The 14,204-nt window shown below is 68.9% G+C and carries 14 protein-coding genes; 10 read left to right on the top strand and 4 right to left on the bottom strand.

From position 1 onward, the window contains the following. Positions 1-585: 585 nt before the first annotated feature. The 6 genes from ABAZ39_RS25465 (at position 586) to ABAZ39_RS25440 (ending at position 6,214) form a co-directional block, all read left to right on the top strand. Positions 586-1,185, top strand: coding sequence for a helix-turn-helix domain-containing protein (locus ABAZ39_RS25465; RefSeq protein ID WP_051658531.1), 600 nt, complete (start codon positions 586-588; stop codon positions 1,183-1,185). A 158-nt stretch (positions 1,186-1,343) separates the two neighbouring features. Beyond that, positions 1,344-2,348: a thiamine pyrophosphate-dependent dehydrogenase E1 component subunit alpha gene (locus ABAZ39_RS25460; protein WP_051658530.1), complete on the top strand. Its 1,005-nt coding sequence runs from the start codon at positions 1,344-1,346 to the stop codon at positions 2,346-2,348. After that, on the top strand, positions 2,345-3,328 hold the full coding sequence (locus ABAZ39_RS25455) for an alpha-ketoacid dehydrogenase subunit beta (RefSeq protein ID WP_040136790.1): 984 nt from the start codon (positions 2,345-2,347) through the stop codon (positions 3,326-3,328). Before ABAZ39_RS25460 ends, ABAZ39_RS25455 begins: the two co-directional genes overlap by 4 nt. A gap of 29 nt (positions 3,329-3,357) precedes the next feature. Next, complete coding sequence (locus ABAZ39_RS25450) at positions 3,358-4,395, top strand: DctP family TRAP transporter solute-binding subunit (RefSeq protein ID WP_040136788.1); 1,038 nt, start codon at positions 3,358-3,360, stop codon at positions 4,393-4,395. A gap of 8 nt (positions 4,396-4,403) precedes the next feature. Further along, the gene (locus tag ABAZ39_RS25445) at positions 4,404-4,928 is read left to right on the top strand and encodes a TRAP transporter small permease (RefSeq protein ID WP_040136784.1); all 525 of its coding nucleotides are present in this window, start codon (positions 4,404-4,406) and stop codon (positions 4,926-4,928) included. Next, positions 4,925-6,214, top strand: coding sequence for a TRAP transporter large permease (locus tag ABAZ39_RS25440; RefSeq protein WP_040136782.1), 1,290 nt, complete (start codon positions 4,925-4,927; stop codon positions 6,212-6,214). The genes ABAZ39_RS25445 and ABAZ39_RS25440 overlap by 4 nt, the downstream gene beginning before the upstream one ends. 232 nt (positions 6,215-6,446) lie before the next feature. Here ABAZ39_RS25440 and ABAZ39_RS25435 read toward each other — a convergent pair whose 3' ends face one another. Continuing rightward, a complete protein-coding gene (locus ABAZ39_RS25435; RefSeq protein WP_051658529.1) occupies positions 6,447-7,316 on the bottom strand; it encodes a TauD/TfdA dioxygenase family protein in 870 nt (289 codons plus the stop codon). A gap of 303 nt (positions 7,317-7,619) precedes the next feature. Here ABAZ39_RS25435 and ABAZ39_RS25430 point away from each other — a divergent pair, with 303 nt between their 5' ends. The 4 genes from ABAZ39_RS25430 to ABAZ39_RS25415 are packed head-to-tail and all read left to right on the top strand — an operon-like array spanning position 7,620 to position 11,221. Then, complete coding sequence (locus tag ABAZ39_RS25430) at positions 7,620-8,600, top strand: aliphatic sulfonate ABC transporter substrate-binding protein (RefSeq protein WP_040136780.1); 981 nt, start codon at positions 7,620-7,622, stop codon at positions 8,598-8,600. Then, positions 8,597-9,463: an ABC transporter permease gene (locus tag ABAZ39_RS25425; protein ID WP_081863319.1), complete on the top strand. Its 867-nt coding sequence runs from the start codon at positions 8,597-8,599 to the stop codon at positions 9,461-9,463. Before ABAZ39_RS25430 ends, ABAZ39_RS25425 begins: the two co-directional genes overlap by 4 nt. 5 nt (positions 9,464-9,468) lie before the next feature. Beyond that, positions 9,469-10,302, top strand: coding sequence for an ABC transporter ATP-binding protein (locus ABAZ39_RS25420; RefSeq protein WP_081863318.1), 834 nt, complete (start codon positions 9,469-9,471; stop codon positions 10,300-10,302). A 10-nt stretch (positions 10,303-10,312) separates the two neighbouring features. Then, complete coding sequence (locus ABAZ39_RS25415) at positions 10,313-11,221, top strand: TauD/TfdA dioxygenase family protein (RefSeq protein ID WP_040136778.1); 909 nt, start codon at positions 10,313-10,315, stop codon at positions 11,219-11,221. 39 nt (positions 11,222-11,260) lie between these two features. On the opposite strand, the gene ABAZ39_RS25410 is transcribed toward ABAZ39_RS25415, so the two are convergent. From ABAZ39_RS25410 to ABAZ39_RS25400, 3 genes are read right to left on the bottom strand one after another with little or no spacing between them, the layout of a single operon-like run. Next, positions 11,261-12,760 (bottom strand): tripartite tricarboxylate transporter permease, encoded by a 1,500-nt coding sequence (locus ABAZ39_RS25410; protein WP_040137283.1) that lies wholly within the window; start codon positions 12,758-12,760, stop codon positions 11,261-11,263. 22 nt (positions 12,761-12,782) lie between these two features. Beyond that, positions 12,783-13,250, bottom strand: coding sequence for a tripartite tricarboxylate transporter TctB family protein (locus ABAZ39_RS25405; protein ID WP_014242386.1), 468 nt, complete (start codon positions 13,248-13,250; stop codon positions 12,783-12,785). Then, complete coding sequence (locus ABAZ39_RS25400) at positions 13,225-14,202, bottom strand: NAD(P)-dependent oxidoreductase (RefSeq protein WP_247881748.1); 978 nt, start codon at positions 14,200-14,202, stop codon at positions 13,225-13,227. The genes ABAZ39_RS25405 and ABAZ39_RS25400 overlap by 26 nt, the downstream gene beginning before the upstream one ends. Positions 14,203-14,204 lie beyond the last annotated feature (2 nt).

Here is a 14,204-nt window from a genome sequence, read left to right as displayed (position 1 = left end):
GGAGGAAAACGGCAGCCGGCGCCATGCACCGACTCCGGGGAATCGGCGGTTTGCGGACGCGGGAATGAAAGGTCGATGGGCGGGAGCGGAAAGCCCGGCTCGGCGAAACGGCCTATGGGATGGCGCCGGCCCGCCGAAGGTGGATATGACCATGCATGGCTTTCGCCGCAGCCTCAAGCATTGGTAGCGGCGCGGCTGTCGATTGGTCCGCTATAACAGACAAGCCTCCGTTCGATTGGGCGAAGACGCGACGAAAGGAGTTTCGACGGATCACAGGGCGGTCTGGATGTTAATTTCCTATTTTATAAATAGATAATGCGGGCGACCGTCATCGTTTTCGCCTGCGGACCGCCCTGTTATCTCCGTGAGTCTTTCGGGCAATTGGCTGGAACCCTCATACGACCTGCAAGATTTCCACGAACCGCAATTCACAGATGGGGCATTCGCTCCGTGGTAAGCACGAATGGGTTCTGTTGTATATGAGGGCGGCGCGGTCAGATGTTGTTAAATCTATTTAATTAGTAGGAAATCCGCGTTATTCTCCCTTTTCCGCAGGGACTATCCTACGCAATGAGGGAACGAGCCGTGAGCGCCGCGAACGACGACTGCGCGTCCAGCACACCGGAATCGGCGATCCCCGCCGCTCTCGGCCGCAATCTGAGACGGTTGCGCACGCGCCAGGGCCTGTCTCTGGAGCGGTTGGCCCGACTGTCCGGCGTCAGCCGGGCGATGCTCGGACAGATCGAACTGGGACGAAGCGCCCCCACCATCACCGTGCTGTGGAAGATCGCCCGTGCCCTGGACGTGACGCTGACGGCGCTGACCCGGCTGGACGGGCGGAGCGATGTGCTTCTGATGCGGGAGGATCAGGCGCGCAGCTTCATCTCGCCGGATGGGTTGGTGCGATCGCGGTCCCTCGCGCCGCCGGGGGAGGGGCGGGGGACCGACTTCCTTGAAATCCGCCTGCGGCCGGGGGGCTGCGAAACCGGCGGTGGCGTCTCCTCCGGCGCCAGCATCAATCTGGTGGTGGCGGAGGGGGCCGTGGAACTGTGCGTCGGCAAGGGATCGCACCGTCTCGCGGCCGGCGACGCCGTCCTGTTCGAGGCGGAACGGACCTACCAGTGCCGCAACGCCGACGATGTGGAGGCCCGGCTGTTTCTGGTCCTTTCGCACGGAGAAGGCTAAGGGCGGAGCCCAGGCCGTGGAACCCGCTCGCCCATATTTTACATATTCGTGGGCGGGTTAATGGATTTTTCCCAAAAATCTTCTGGAAATGCATATGCGGGTGTGAATAAACTCAACTTACCTAGTATAGAAATAGATAATCAAGGCACGGACATCCCATGGCACTACCGAGTTCGCCCTCGGACGCCGCTGCACCCGATGCAGAGCGGCTCCTGGGGCTGTACGCCACGATGCAGCGGATTCGCGTCTTCGAAACGCTGGCCGACGAGGCCCACAAGGCCGGGCAGGTGGCGGGCTACATCCATCTGTCCATCGGGCAGGAGGCCATCGCCGCCGCCGTCGGGGCGAATCTGCGTGCCGACGACGTGCTGACCAGCACGCACCGCGGCCACGGCCATACCATCGCCAAGGGCGCCGACCCGCTGGCCATGTTCCGCGAGCTGTGCGGGCGCGCGGGAGGCACCTGCGGCGGCAAGGGCGGATCGATGCACATCGCCGACTTCGCGGTCGGCATGCTGGGCGCCAACGGCGTCGTGGCCGCCGGTCTGCCCATCGCGGTCGGCGCCGCCCACGCCATCGCGCTGAAGGGCGAGGACCGGATCGCCGTCTGCTTCTTCGGCGACGGCGCCACCAACCGCGGCCCCTTCCTGGAGGCGTTGAACTGGGCCGCCGCCTTCCGGCTGCCGGTGCTGTTCGTCTGCGAGGACAACGGCTATGGCGCCACCACCCGCACCGGCAGCGTGTCGGCGGGCGGCGGTCCCGGCGCGCGGGCGGAAAGCCTGGGCATCCCGGTCACCGTGGTGGACGGCAACGAACTGGCGGCGGTGGACGCGGCGGCGGCGGCCCTCGTCCGCGCCGTGCGCGAGGGCGGCGGGCCGCGGTTCCTGCACGCCCGCACCTACCGTTTCCGCGGCCACACCTCCAGCGACCCGGCCACCTACCGCGACGCGGCGGAGGTGCAGGCGCAGCTCGCCGGCAACGACCCGATCCGCCGCGCCGCCGCCACGCTGGCCGAACTCGGCGTGACGCTGGATGCGCTGGAGCGTGTCGAGCGCCATGAGCGCGAGGCGCTGGCCGCCGCCCTTGCCACGGCTCTGGACAGCCCCTGGCCGGATATCCGCACCGCCTTCACCGACGTACAGGACATCGGAGCGCCGCAATGAGCCGCCTGACCTACCGCGAGGCGGCGCGCCTCGCCCTGGCCCACGAGCTGGCCGCCGACCCCGCCGTCTGGACGCTCGGCGAGGACATCGGCCGGGGCGGCGTGTTCGGCCAATATCAAGGACTCCAGGCCGAATTCGGGCCGAACCGCGTCGTCGATACGCCGATCTCCGAGGCCGCCATCATGGGCGGTGCGGTCGGCGCCGCCCTGCTCGGCACCCGTCCGGTGGTGGAGATGCGCTTCTCCGACTTCGCGCTTTGCGCGGTGGACGAGCTGGTCAACCAGGCGGCCAAGGCGCGCTACATGTTCGGCGGGCAGGCCCGCGTGCCGCTGGTGGTGCGCCAGCCGGTCGGGCTGTGGAGCAACTCCGCCGCCCAGCATTCGCAGTCGCTGGAGTCCTGGTACATCCACATCCCAGGCCTCGTCGTGCTGGCCCCGGCGACGCCCGCCGACAATTACGGGCTGCTGCGCGCCGCCATCCGCTCCGACGACCCGGTGGTCCATCTGGAGCACAAGGATCTGTGGCCCGCGGAGGGCGAGGTGCCGCTGGACGGTGACTGGGAGGTGCCGATCGGCGTCGCCCGCCGCGTGCGTGAGGGCCGCGACGTGACCGTCGTCACTTGGTCCGGCGGCGTCCGCATCGCCGAGGAAGCCGCCACCCTGGCCGAGGCGCAGGGCGTGTCGCTCGACATCCTCGACCTGCGCAGCCTGTGGCCGTGGGACCGCGGCGCGGTTCTGGATTCGGTCGCCCGCACCGGGCGGCTTCTGGTGGTGCACGAGGCGGTCGAGGTGGCCGGCTTCGGCGCGGAGATCGCCGCGACGGTGGCCGACGCGCTGTTCGGCGCGCTGAAGGCGCCGGTGCGCCGGCTGGGCGCCCCGCGCATCCCCGTCCCCTATTCCCCGGCGCTGGAACCGGCGAGCCGGATCACCGCCCCGGCGGTCGCCGCCGCGGCCGCCGGTCTGGTCTCCTGGCGCTCCTGACCCCATTCCCCTCTTCGGAGTTCCTCTTCATGCTGACGAGAACGCGCCCCCTGCTGGCCGCCGCGCTGACCCTGTTCGGCGCGCTGGCCGTCCTCTCCGCGCCCGCTGACGCCGCCGAGTACAAGAGCGAATACAAGCTGTCGGTGGTCGGCAGCCGCCCCATCCCCATCGCGGAGGGGGCCTACCGCTGGGCCGATCTGGTCACCGAGAAGACCAAGGGCCGCATCACCGTGAAGGTCTATCCCGGCTCCAGCCTCGTCGGCGGCGACAACACGCGGGAGTTCACCGGGCTGCGCCAGGGCTCCATCGACCTGCTGGTGAACTCCACCATCAACCTGTCGCCGACGGTGAAGGAGGCCAACCTCTTCTCGCTGCCCTTCCTGTTCCCGGACAGCAAGGCGTTCGACGCGGTGGCCCAGGGCGAGCCGGGCAAGGCGCTGTTCGGCATCCTGGAATCCAAGCAGGTCGTGCCGCTGGCCGTGGGTGAGAATGGGTTCCGCGCCCTGTCCAATTCGAAAAAACCGGTGCGCACGCCGGACGACCTGAAGGGGCTGAAGGTCCGCGTCGTCGGGTCGCCCATCTTCAACGACATCTTCACCGCGCTGGGCGCCAACCCGACCCAGATGACCTTCGCCGACCTGCAACCCGCCCTGTCCACCGGCGCCGTGGACGGGCAGGAGAATCCGGTCAGCCTGTTCCTCGCCGCCAAGCTCTACGGCCTGAACCAGAAGCATCTGACGCTGTGGAACTACATCGCCGACGCCGGGCTGTTCATCGCCAACAAGGAGGTGTGGGAGAGCTGGACGCCGGAGGACCGCGCCCTCGTCCGCGAAGCGGCGGTGCAGGCCGCCGCCGAATTCACCGCTTTGTCGCGCCAGGGGCTGACCGCCGAGGACCGCTCCGCCCTGACCGCTCTGGCCGCCCACGGGGTGCAGGTGGTGACGACGGAGCAGACCGATGTGGAGGCCTTCCGCAAGGCGACCCGCCCGGTCTACGAGAAATGGACGCAGACGGTTGGCGCCGACCTCGTGCGCAAGGCCGAAGAGGCCGTGGCGAAGAGCCGCTGAGACCCGCCATGGCCGAACCCAACGCCGATTCTAGTCCGGATAAGCCCCGCGTCCCTCTTGCGATCGAAGAGGCGCTGGCCGCTGCCGCCATCGCGGTGATGGGGCTGATCACCTTCGCCAACGTGGTGACGCGCTACACCACCAACGTCTCGCTGGCCTTCACGGAGGAATACGCCATCGTCCTGATGGTGGTGATGACCCTGCTGGGTGCCTCGGTGGCGGTGGCGCGCGACCATCACATCCGCATCGGTTTCCTGATCGACCGGTTCGGGCCGCGCGGGCGGTTGCGGGCGGAACTGCTGGCGCTGGGCGTCACGGCCCTGGTGTTCGGGGCGCTGGTCGTGCTGGGCACGCTGATGACCATCGACGAGTACCGGTTCGAGATTTCCTCGCCCGGTCTCGGCGTGCCGCAATGGCTCTACACGCTGTGGCTTCCGCTGCTGTCGGCGGTGGTCGCGCTGCGGGCGCTCGGGCGGGCGGTGCGGGTGATCCGACGGCCGGACATCCTGCGGGCGGGGGCCGGCGAGCCATGATCCCACTGCTGCTGTTCGCCGGCTTCTTCCTGCTGCTGTTTCTCGGCGTGCCCATCGGGGTGGGGCTGGCGCTCGCCGGGGCGGTTGCGATCGCGCTGGAGGGGTCGGGCTTCCTGTCGCTGTCCACCACGGTCTACACCGGGGTGGCGAAGTACCCGCTTCTCGCCATTCCGATGTTCGTCCTGACCGGGCTGATCTTCGAACGGTCGGGGGTGGCGGCGCGGCTGGTCGCCTTCGCGCTGGCGGTGGTCGGCAAGCGACAGGGGGCACTGCCGGCGGTCGCCATCGTCGTCGCGATGTTCATGGGCGGCATCTCCGGCTCCGGCCCGGCGACCTCCGCCGCGGTCGGTGCGGTGATGACCGCGGCCATGCTGAAGGAGGGCTATCCCCGCGCCTTCACGGCCAGCGTCATCGGCGCGGCGGCGGCGACCGACATCCTGATCCCGCCGTCCATCGCCTTCATCGTCTACAGCATCCTGGTGCCGCAGGCGTCGGTTCCGGCCCTGTTCGCCGCCGGGATCGTGCCGGGCATCCTGGCTGGTCTGGCGCTGATCGTTCCGGCGGTCTGGCTGTCGCGCCGCCACGGCTTCGGCGAGACGGCGCGGGACGGCGAGACGCGCCCACCGCTCTGGCCCGCCTTCCGCGAGGCGGTGTGGGGGCTGATGGCCCCGGTGGTCATCCTCGGCGGGCTGCGCGGCGGGCTGTTCACCCCGACCGAGGCGGCGGTGGTGGCCGCTGCCTACGGCCTGTTCGTCGGATTCTTCGTCTACCGCACCCTGACCCTGGGCGACCTCTACGGCCTGCTGGTCGAGGCGGGGGAGGTGTCGGGAGTGATCCTGACGGTGGTGGCGTTGGCCGGCGTCTTCGCCTGGGCGACCGCGACGCTCGGCATCATCGACCCGGTGGCGCGGGGCATCCTGGCGCTGGGGATCGGCGAGTACGGCGTGCTGGCGCTGTTGATTGCGGTGTTGGTGGTCATCGGGATGTTTCTGGACGGGGTGTCCACCTTCCTGATCCTGCTGCCGATCCTGGTGCCCATCGCCAACCACTTCCAGTGGGATCTGGTGTGGTTCGGCGTGATCCTGACGATGAAGCTGGCCATCGGCCAGTTCACGCCGCCGATGGCCGTAAACCTGATGGTCACCTGCAAGATCGCCGGCACCACCATGGAAGCGACGGTGCGCTGGGTCGGCTGGCTGATCCTGGCGATGTTCGTGGCGCTGGCCCTGGTCGCCGCCCTGCCGCAGCTCGCCCTGTGGATTCCCCACACGCTGGGCTACGAGTGAGACGCGCATCATGAGCGAAGCGAAGGCCGGGTGTCTGGCCGGCAAGGTGGCGCTGATGTTTGGGGCCGGGGTGTTCGGCGCGGGTTCCTCCGCCCCCGGCTGAGGCAACGGCAAGGCGACGGCGGTCGCCTATGCCCAGGAGGGCGTCCGCGCGCTCCTGGGTTTGCCAAACCGTGACCGATAGCCACACAAGTTTTTCGTTCTTTCCAGGTCGGGCAAGCCGGGACTCCGCTCAGAACGCCGTGTCCTCGCCGAAGGTGACCCGGTGGAGCAGGCGGTACTCGGTGTAGTCGGTCACCGCGTAATGGACGGTGGCGCGGTTGTCCCAGATCGCCACGTCACCGTTCCGCCAGCGCCAGCGCGCCTGGGCTTCGGGCTTCTCGAACAGCCCGAACAGGAAGGTCAGCAGCGCGTCGCTCTGCTGGCGCGACAGACCGCGGATGCGCAGGGTGAAGTTCGGGCTGACATAGACCAGCTTGCGGCCCGTGACCGGATGGGTCTGGACGACCTTGTGCACCACCGGCAGATGCTCGGCGCGGGCCTGACGGTACAGCTCTTCGCCGTTGGGCTGGGTGCGGAACCACTCGGGCCAGCCGCTGTGCTCGATGCTGTGCACCGCCTCCAGCGTTTCCAGATAGGCGCGCAAGGCCGGATCGAGGCGATCGTAGACGTAGGTTCCGCTGGCCCAGGCGGTGTCGCCGCCGACGGACGGCACGTCGCGCGCGTGCAGGACCGTGCCGGTGGGCGGGTTGGCGGAAAAGGTGATGTCGGAGTGCCATTGATCGGTGCCGTACCCCGGCTGCCCCGGCTTGAACTCGATCAGTTCGACGAGCCGGTTCGAGTCGTGGCGCTTGAAATAGGCTTTGGCCTTGTCGGGATCGCCGAAAATCCGGGCGACATCGACCTGCCGCTCCGGGCTCAGCGTCTGGCCGCGGAAGAACAGCACGCCATACTCGGCCAGTGCCCGGCGCAGGTCGGCACGAACCTCCTCACCGGTGGTCTCCCTGAGGTCGATTCCGTCAACCACGGCACCGATGAAGGGGTTGTAGGGCGTCAGCGTAAAGCGGCGGAAGCCATCGGCATGAGGGGATTTCGTCGTCATTGGATCGTCCTTCGGCCAAGGCAGCGGGGCGGAGTGCCCACTTTAAATAATCCATATTCCGAGTAGACAAATAAGATTTGCTCGTTGATATAGATCAATCAACAAGGAAATTATCTTCCAAGCGGAAAAAATTACACAAAAATTCCGCGTCGGCATCAGGGTGACTTGACACCAATGTGTGTTAAATGAAATAGGAGCAACCACAATATGAATAGGGAAATAAGGGGATCCTGGTAACGGCGACGCGCGACCCGGCCAGCGAACCCCGATCCCAAAACCCGAGCATGAAGCGAGGTATCGACCATGGCCGTTTCCAGATTTGTCGCCTTGGCCGTCGCGGCCGCCATCGGCCTCGGGCTGGCCGGAACCGCCACCACCTCCGCCGCTGCCGACGATCTGCGCATCGCCGCGCAGCCCTTTCCCCTCTATGCGCCCCTGTTCGTCGCCAAGCAGAAGAAGTGGCTGGACGAGGAGTTGGCCAAGGTGGCGCCGAACGCCGCCGTCAAATGGTCGCTCTTCCCCGCCGGTCCGCCGATCAACGAATCCTTCGCCGCCGGGCAGCAGGATGTGGGCTTCGTCGGCGACACTCCGGCGTTGGTCGGCAAGGCGGCGGGGCTGGACACCAGCGCCATCGCCCTGACCTCGGACGGTCCGAAGAGCCTGGCGGTCGTCGTCGGCGGCGACTCCCCCATCGCCTCGCCCAAGGAGCTGAAGGGCAGGAAGGTGGCGGTGACCAAGGGGTCCTACGCCCACCATCTGCTGGCGCTGGTGCTGGAGCAGGGCGGCCTGACGCTCAGCGACGTCGAGCTGATCAACCTGCCGGTGGCGGAGATCCCGCCGGCCATCGTCGCCGGCACCATCGACGCCGGCGCGGTGTGGGAGCCGATCCTGACCCGCTTCGAATCTCAGAAGGCGGTCCGCGTGCTGGCCGACGGCACCGGCATCAAGAAGGGGCTGCTGCTGATCGTCGCCGACAACGGCTTCCTCAAGAACCGGCCCGAGCAGGCGAAGGCGCTGCTGACGGCGTACAAGCGCGCCTCGGAGTTCATCACCGCCAATCCCAAGGAGGCCGCCGACCTCATCAGCGGCGACGTCAATCTGGCCCCCGACCTGCTGGTCCAGGTCCTGCAGCGGATGAACTACGACCCGGCCATCCACGACGACGACGTGGCCGAGGTCAAGAAGACCGAGCAGTTCATGCGCGCCCACGGCCTGATCAAGTCCGCGGTGGACGTGGACGCCTTCTTCAACCGCAAGCCGGCGGACGAGGCGGGGCTGAAATGAGCGCCGAACTGGCTTCCGATGCGCCTTCCGCGCAGCGGGCCGGGCTGACGGCGGGGGCCGCGCGCTCCCGCCTGGGCGCCCTGGCCGGCGTCCTGCCGGGTGTCCTGGGGCGGGCGGCGCTGTATGTGGCGCTTCCCGTGGCGTTGCTGGCGGCGTGGCAGGCGGCGTTCGAGCTGGGCTACATCCGCCCCATCCTGCTGCCGCCGCCGACCAGGGTGGGCAAGGCCTTCGTCGATCTGGCGGCCAGCGGCGACCTGTTCCGCCATCTCGGCGTCAGCCTGCTGCGCGTGCTGGAGGGGTTCGCCATCGCCGCTCTGGTCGGCCTGCCGCTGGGCATCGGGATCGGCCTGTCGCGGACGCTGGACCGGCTGACCGACCTGATCATCCAGTTGACCAAGCCGATCCCGCCGATCGCCTGGATTCCGCTGGCCATCCTGTGGTTCGGCATCGGCGAGGCGGGGAAGGTCTACATCATCTTCCTCGGCGCCATCTTTCCCATCCTCGTCAACACCATCGACGGCATCCGCCAGACCGACCACCGCCATGTCGAACTGGCGCGCGTGCTGGAGGTCTCACGCCGCCGCTTCATTCTCCAGGTCGTCCTGCCGGGGGCGCTGCCAAACATCATGACCGGCCTGCGCGTCGGGCTGATGGTGGCCTGGATCTGCGTGGTCGCCGCCGAGCTGATCGCCGCCTCGTCGGGCCTCGGCTACCTCATCATGGACGCCCGGCAGATGAGCCAGACCGATCAGGTTCTGGTGGGCATGATCACCATCGGCGCCATGGGCAAGCTGCTCGACGTCGTGCTGCGCGCCGCCGAACGCCGCCTGATCACCTGGAAATCCACCTTCTCGGGGAGCTGACCGCCATGGTTGCCACCGCTGCCCGCAAGGCGGGCGCCGATCGGGCCGCCGACCGGGCCGCCAGCCTGCGCATCGGCCCGCTGTCCAAGACCTTCACGCTGAAGACCGGCCCGCTCAGGACCGAAACGGTCCAGGCGCTCAGCGACATCCGGCTCGACGTTCCGGGCGGGAGCTTCGTCAGCATCGTCGGCAGTTCCGGCTGCGGCAAGAGCACGCTTCTGCGCATCATCGCCGGTCTGGAGACCAGCTATGACGGGTCCGTCACGCTCGACGGGCGGCCAATCGGCGGTCCCGGCCTCGACCGCGGGGTGATCTTCCAGGAGCACCGCCTGCTGCCCTGGCTGACGGTCGAGCAGAACATCGCCTTCGGGCTGAAGAACCTGCCCAGGGCGGAGGTCGCCCGGCGGGTGCGGGAGCATCTGGAACTGGTCGGGCTGGAAAGCTTTGCCAAGGCCCACCCGCACCAGCTCTCCGGCGGCATGGCCCAGCGCGTCGCCATCGCCCGCGCGCTCGTCAACCAGCCGCGGGTGCTGCTGCTGGACGAGCCGTTCGGCGCGCTGGACGCCCTGACCCGGATCCAGATGCAGCAGGAAATCCTGCGCATCTGGGAGGCGCAGCGCACGACCATGATTCTCGTCACCCATGACATCGACGAGGCCGTCTTCCTCGGCGACGAGGTGGTGGTCATGTCGTCGCGGCCCGGCACCATCCGCAAGAGGCTGCCGGTCCGGCTGCCGCGCCCGCGCGACCGGTCGAGCCCCGACTTCATCGCTTTGCGCAAGGAAATCCACCGCGAGTTCTTCACCGCGGCGGAGCTTCCGTTCGCCTATGAAATCTGAGAGGAGAATCATGAGCTTCTATCGCGACTTCCATGATAAGACCGCCATCGCCGACTGGAGCCGCCGCGAACGGCCGAGCTACGACAGCATCGCGGTGCGCCCGCTGTCGCCCATCCTGGGCGCCGAGGTCGAGGGCGTGGACCTGTCCAAACCGCTGAGCGACGCCCAATTGGCCGACATCCGCAAGGCCATCGCCGACCATCTGGTGCTGGTGTTCCGCGACCAGGAGATCACCGCGGAGGACCACAAGCGCTTCGCCCGCCACTTTGGCACGCTGCACCGCCATGTGCTGGGGGGCGCCCGGCAACTGTCGTCGAACGACCACGATCCGGAGATCCTGGCCTGGCGCACCGGCCCCGAAGCCCGCTACACCGCCGGCGACGCGTGGCATTCCGACGTGACCTGCGATCCCGAACCCATCTGGGGCTCCTTCCTGCGGGTCACCCGGCAGCCGGAGATCGGTGGCGACACCGCCTTCGCCAACATGTATCTCGCCTACGACTCGCTGTCGGAGAAGGTCAAGGCGCTGCTCGACGGCCTGACCGCGGTTCATGACGGCGGCAAGGCCTGGACGGCGGGCTACGGCGCCACGCCGCAGCCGGGTCAGACCTTTCCGTCCACCGAGCATCCGGTGGTGGCGCGCCATCATCTGACCGGGCGCAAGTACCTGTTCGTCAACGAGGCCTTCACCAGCCACATCGTCCAGCTGACGCGCACCGAGAGCGACGCCGTCCTGGGTCTGCTGTTCCGCCACATCGAAAAGAACCTGGCCTTCCAGACGCGCATCCACTGGCGCCCCAATTCTCTGGTCTTCTGGGACAACTGGGCCACCCAGCACCATGCCGTCTGGGACTACTACCCGCATGAGCGGTGGGGCGAGCGCGCCTCGGCCTTCATCGGCTCGGCACCGCAGCCCTGACTTCCCTGACTCCAGGGGCGCGCCCATGCCGCCCGCCGGTCATTCCGCGAACACGCGCTCGCGGTTCCGGCGGACGGTGGGGAGGATGATGGCGGCCAGCAGCAGGCCGGTCAGGACCAGCAGCGCGAGGCTGATCGGTTCGCGCAGGAAGACGGTCGGATCGCCGCGCGACAGGATCATGGCGCGCCGCAGATTCTCCTCCATCATCGGCCCCAGCACGAATCCCAGGAGCAGCGGCGCCGGCTCGAAGCGCAGGGCCTGCAGGACCCAGCCGAGAAGCCCGAAGACGGCCGTCGTCACGAGGTCGAACGCGCTGTTCGACACGCCATAGACGCCGACGCAGCTGACCAGCACGATGGTCGGGTAGAGGAAGCGGTATGGCACGCGCAGCAGCCGCACCCACAGCCCGACCAGCGGCAGGTTCAGCACGATCAGCATGGCGTTGCCGATCCACATGCTGGCGACCACGCCCCAGAACAGGTCCGGCTCGGCCTGCATGATGCGGGGGCCGGGGGTGATGCCGTGCAGCATCAGCGCGCCGATCATCAGCGCCATGACCGCGTTGGACGGCAGCCCGAGGGTGAGCAGCGGAATGAAGGAGGTCTGCGCCGCCGCGTTGTTGGCCGATTCCGGCCCCGCCACCCCCTCGATGGCGCCGCGCCCGAAGCGCGAGGGGTCGCGCGCCAGCTTCTTTTCCACGGTGTAGGAGGCGAAGGCGGCCAGCGCCGCGCCGCCGCCGGGCAGCAGCCCCAGCGCCGATCCGATCACCGATCCCCGCGCGATGGCGCCGGAGGAATCGCGCAGATCCTGCCGGCTCGGCATCAGCGAGCCGTGCGGGATGACCTGCCCGCCGTCGCGCTCCTGCCCGATCAGGATGCGGATGATCTCGCCGATGCCGAAGACGCCCAGCGCCACCGGGACGAAGCCGATGCCGTCGGCCAGGGCCTGGATGCCGAAGGTCAGGCGCTGCTCCCCGCTGTTGACGTCGGTTCCGACGAGGCCGAAGAGCAGCCCGAGGACGATCATCGCCAGCGCCTTGACGAAGGACCCCTGCGCCAGAACGATGGCCCCGACCAGCCCGAGGACCATCAGCGAGAAATAGTCGGCCGGACCGAAGCGGATGGCGACGCCGGCCAGGACCGGCGCGAAGAAGGCGACGATCCCGGTCGACAGCGTGCCCGCGATGAAGGAGCCGATGGCGGCGACCGCCAGGGCCGGACCGCCGCGCCCCTGGCGCGCCATGGCATGCCCGTCGATGCAGGTCACCACCGACGAGGTCTCTCCCGGCATGTTGAGCAGGATCGACGTGGTCGACCCGCCATACTGGGCGCCGTAATAGATGCCGGCCAGCATGATCAGCGCGCCGGTCGGCTCCAGCGAGAAGGTGAAGGGCAGCAGGAGCGCGATGGTCAGCAGCGGCCCCACCCCGGGCAGGACGCCCACGAAGGTGCCGAGCAGCGCCCCGGCGAAGCAATACAGCAGGTTGGCGGGAGAGGCCGCGATCGACAGCCCGTGCGCGATCCCCCCGAGCGAATCCATCATGACGCCGGTCGATCCTCTCTCATTGCAGCGTCGGCCAGATCTTCAGCGGCATGCCGAGAATCCCGACGAACAGGGCCGGCACCGCGACGGCGAGAACCGCCGCCAGCGCGGCGATCTCCCGCTTGCGCGTCCGGCGGCTGGCCAGCCCTGAGCCGATCACCGCGACGGCGCTGGCCGGAACCACGCCCAGCGTGTCCACCAGCCCGCCGAACAGCAGGATGGCTCCCAGGATCAGCCCGGCGGGCCGCAGCGCGGAGCGCAGGTCGATCCCCCCGCCGTGGCCCTGTTCCCACAGGCCCCGGACGGCGATGACGCCGCCCAGCAGGACGAGGATCAGCGCCACCAGGGCGGGCATCGCCCCCGGGCCGAGCTGGCGCGCCGTTCCCAGAGGGTAGCTGGCGACGATGAAGGCGCCGGCCGCCGCGCCCAGGGCGGCCAGCGCGAGGCCGGAGGCCAGCTCCTCAGTTCTGCGGATGTTCGATGCCATGTCGCCGCTCCGCGGGATGCCGGCGCCCGAGCGCCTCGTCGAACAGGGTCACCGCGTCGGACAGGGTTGCGGGCGGCACCCCGCCCAGGCGTTCCTTGAGACCGAGGCCGGCGAGCTGCGACAGGCGGGCCGCCACCGCGCGACTCATCGCCGGCTCCAGCCCGACCGCGGCGACGGTGTCCGCCGACTGCGCGGCCTCCAGCGCGCGGCGCCCGGAATGGACCGTGTCGGAGCGCACCAGGAATTCGACGAAGTCGAGCGCGGGGCGCCGGTCGAACAACTCCAGGAAGCCGCCCAGAACCTCCGCTTCCACATCGTGGCGCCGCGCGGCGGTCAGCGCCTCGACCAGCAGGGTTTCCAGCCCTTTGGTGAGGATGCTGCGCAGGATCTTCACCGCCGCCGCCCGGCCCGGCTCCGGCCCGACGACGCGGATTGCGGTCCCGAAGGGGGCCAGCCTCGCGGCCAGTTCCTCCGCCCTCCCGCCCGCCGCCAGAAGCGGCACGCGGTGCAGGTCGGACGCCGGCGCGCCCATGATCGCCACGTCCACGAAGCGTCCGGGGGCGAAGCGTCCGGGAACGGCGTCCAGCCGCCTGCCGACCGCGGCCTTCACCTCCGGCGACAGTGAATTCACGTCGGCGTAGATCGCGTCCGCCGCGACGTGCGGAGCCACCGTGGAGGCGGCGTTGTCCGCCGCGTCCTGCGTCACGCTGGAGATGAGGATGTCCCGGTCGGCGAGCGCCGCCGGATCGAAGGCGAGGGCGAGTTCCAATTCGTCCGCCCGGCGCAGGGCGAGGCGGCGCTCAGTCGGGCCGGGCGGCACGTCGTAGGCGACGATGTCGCCCGCCCCGGCGGCGATCAGGCCCCGCGCGAAGCTCGACCCCACCTCGCCGAAGCCGATGATCCCGATGCGGGGGATGCCGATGCGGGGGATGGGAGTGCTGGGGGTGGCCATGC

Origin of the sequence: Azospirillum argentinense, assembly GCF_000632475.1 — a bacterium.
In the GTDB taxonomy this organism is placed as follows: domain Bacteria; phylum Pseudomonadota; class Alphaproteobacteria; order Azospirillales; family Azospirillaceae; genus Azospirillum; species Azospirillum baldaniorum.
This window is presented reverse-complemented; position numbering and strand designations above follow the sequence as displayed.

Excerpts from the sequence above, each read along its gene's own strand:
- ABAZ39_RS25460 (WP_051658530.1), top strand. The coding sequence starts at position 1,344 with ATGGCACTACCGAGTTCGCCCTCGGACGCCGCTGCACCCGATGCAGAG.
- ABAZ39_RS25455 (WP_040136790.1), top strand. The coding sequence starts at position 2,345 with ATGAGCCGCCTGACCTACCGCGAGGCGGCGCGCCTCGCCCTGGCCCAC.
- ABAZ39_RS25450 (WP_040136788.1), top strand. The coding sequence starts at position 3,358 with ATGCTGACGAGAACGCGCCCCCTGCTGGCCGCCGCGCTGACCCTGTTC.
- ABAZ39_RS25445 (WP_040136784.1), top strand. The coding sequence starts at position 4,404 with ATGGCCGAACCCAACGCCGATTCTAGTCCGGATAAGCCCCGCGTCCCT.
- ABAZ39_RS25440 (WP_040136782.1), top strand. The coding sequence starts at position 4,925 with ATGATCCCACTGCTGCTGTTCGCCGGCTTCTTCCTGCTGCTGTTTCTC.
- ABAZ39_RS25435 (WP_051658529.1), bottom strand. The coding sequence starts at position 7,316 with ATGACGACGAAATCCCCTCATGCCGATGGCTTCCGCCGCTTTACGCTG.
- ABAZ39_RS25430 (WP_040136780.1), top strand. The coding sequence starts at position 7,620 with ATGGCCGTTTCCAGATTTGTCGCCTTGGCCGTCGCGGCCGCCATCGGC.
- ABAZ39_RS25425 (WP_081863319.1), top strand. The coding sequence starts at position 8,597 with ATGAGCGCCGAACTGGCTTCCGATGCGCCTTCCGCGCAGCGGGCCGGG.
- ABAZ39_RS25420 (WP_081863318.1), top strand. The coding sequence starts at position 9,469 with ATGGTTGCCACCGCTGCCCGCAAGGCGGGCGCCGATCGGGCCGCCGAC.
- ABAZ39_RS25415 (WP_040136778.1), top strand. The coding sequence starts at position 10,313 with ATGAGCTTCTATCGCGACTTCCATGATAAGACCGCCATCGCCGACTGG.
- ABAZ39_RS25410 (WP_040137283.1), bottom strand. The coding sequence starts at position 12,760 with ATGGATTCGCTCGGGGGGATCGCGCACGGGCTGTCGATCGCGGCCTCT.
- ABAZ39_RS25405 (WP_014242386.1), bottom strand. The coding sequence starts at position 13,250 with ATGGCATCGAACATCCGCAGAACTGAGGAGCTGGCCTCCGGCCTCGCG.
- ABAZ39_RS25400 (WP_247881748.1), bottom strand. The coding sequence starts at position 14,202 with ATGGCCACCCCCAGCACTCCCATCCCCCGCATCGGCATCCCCCGCATC.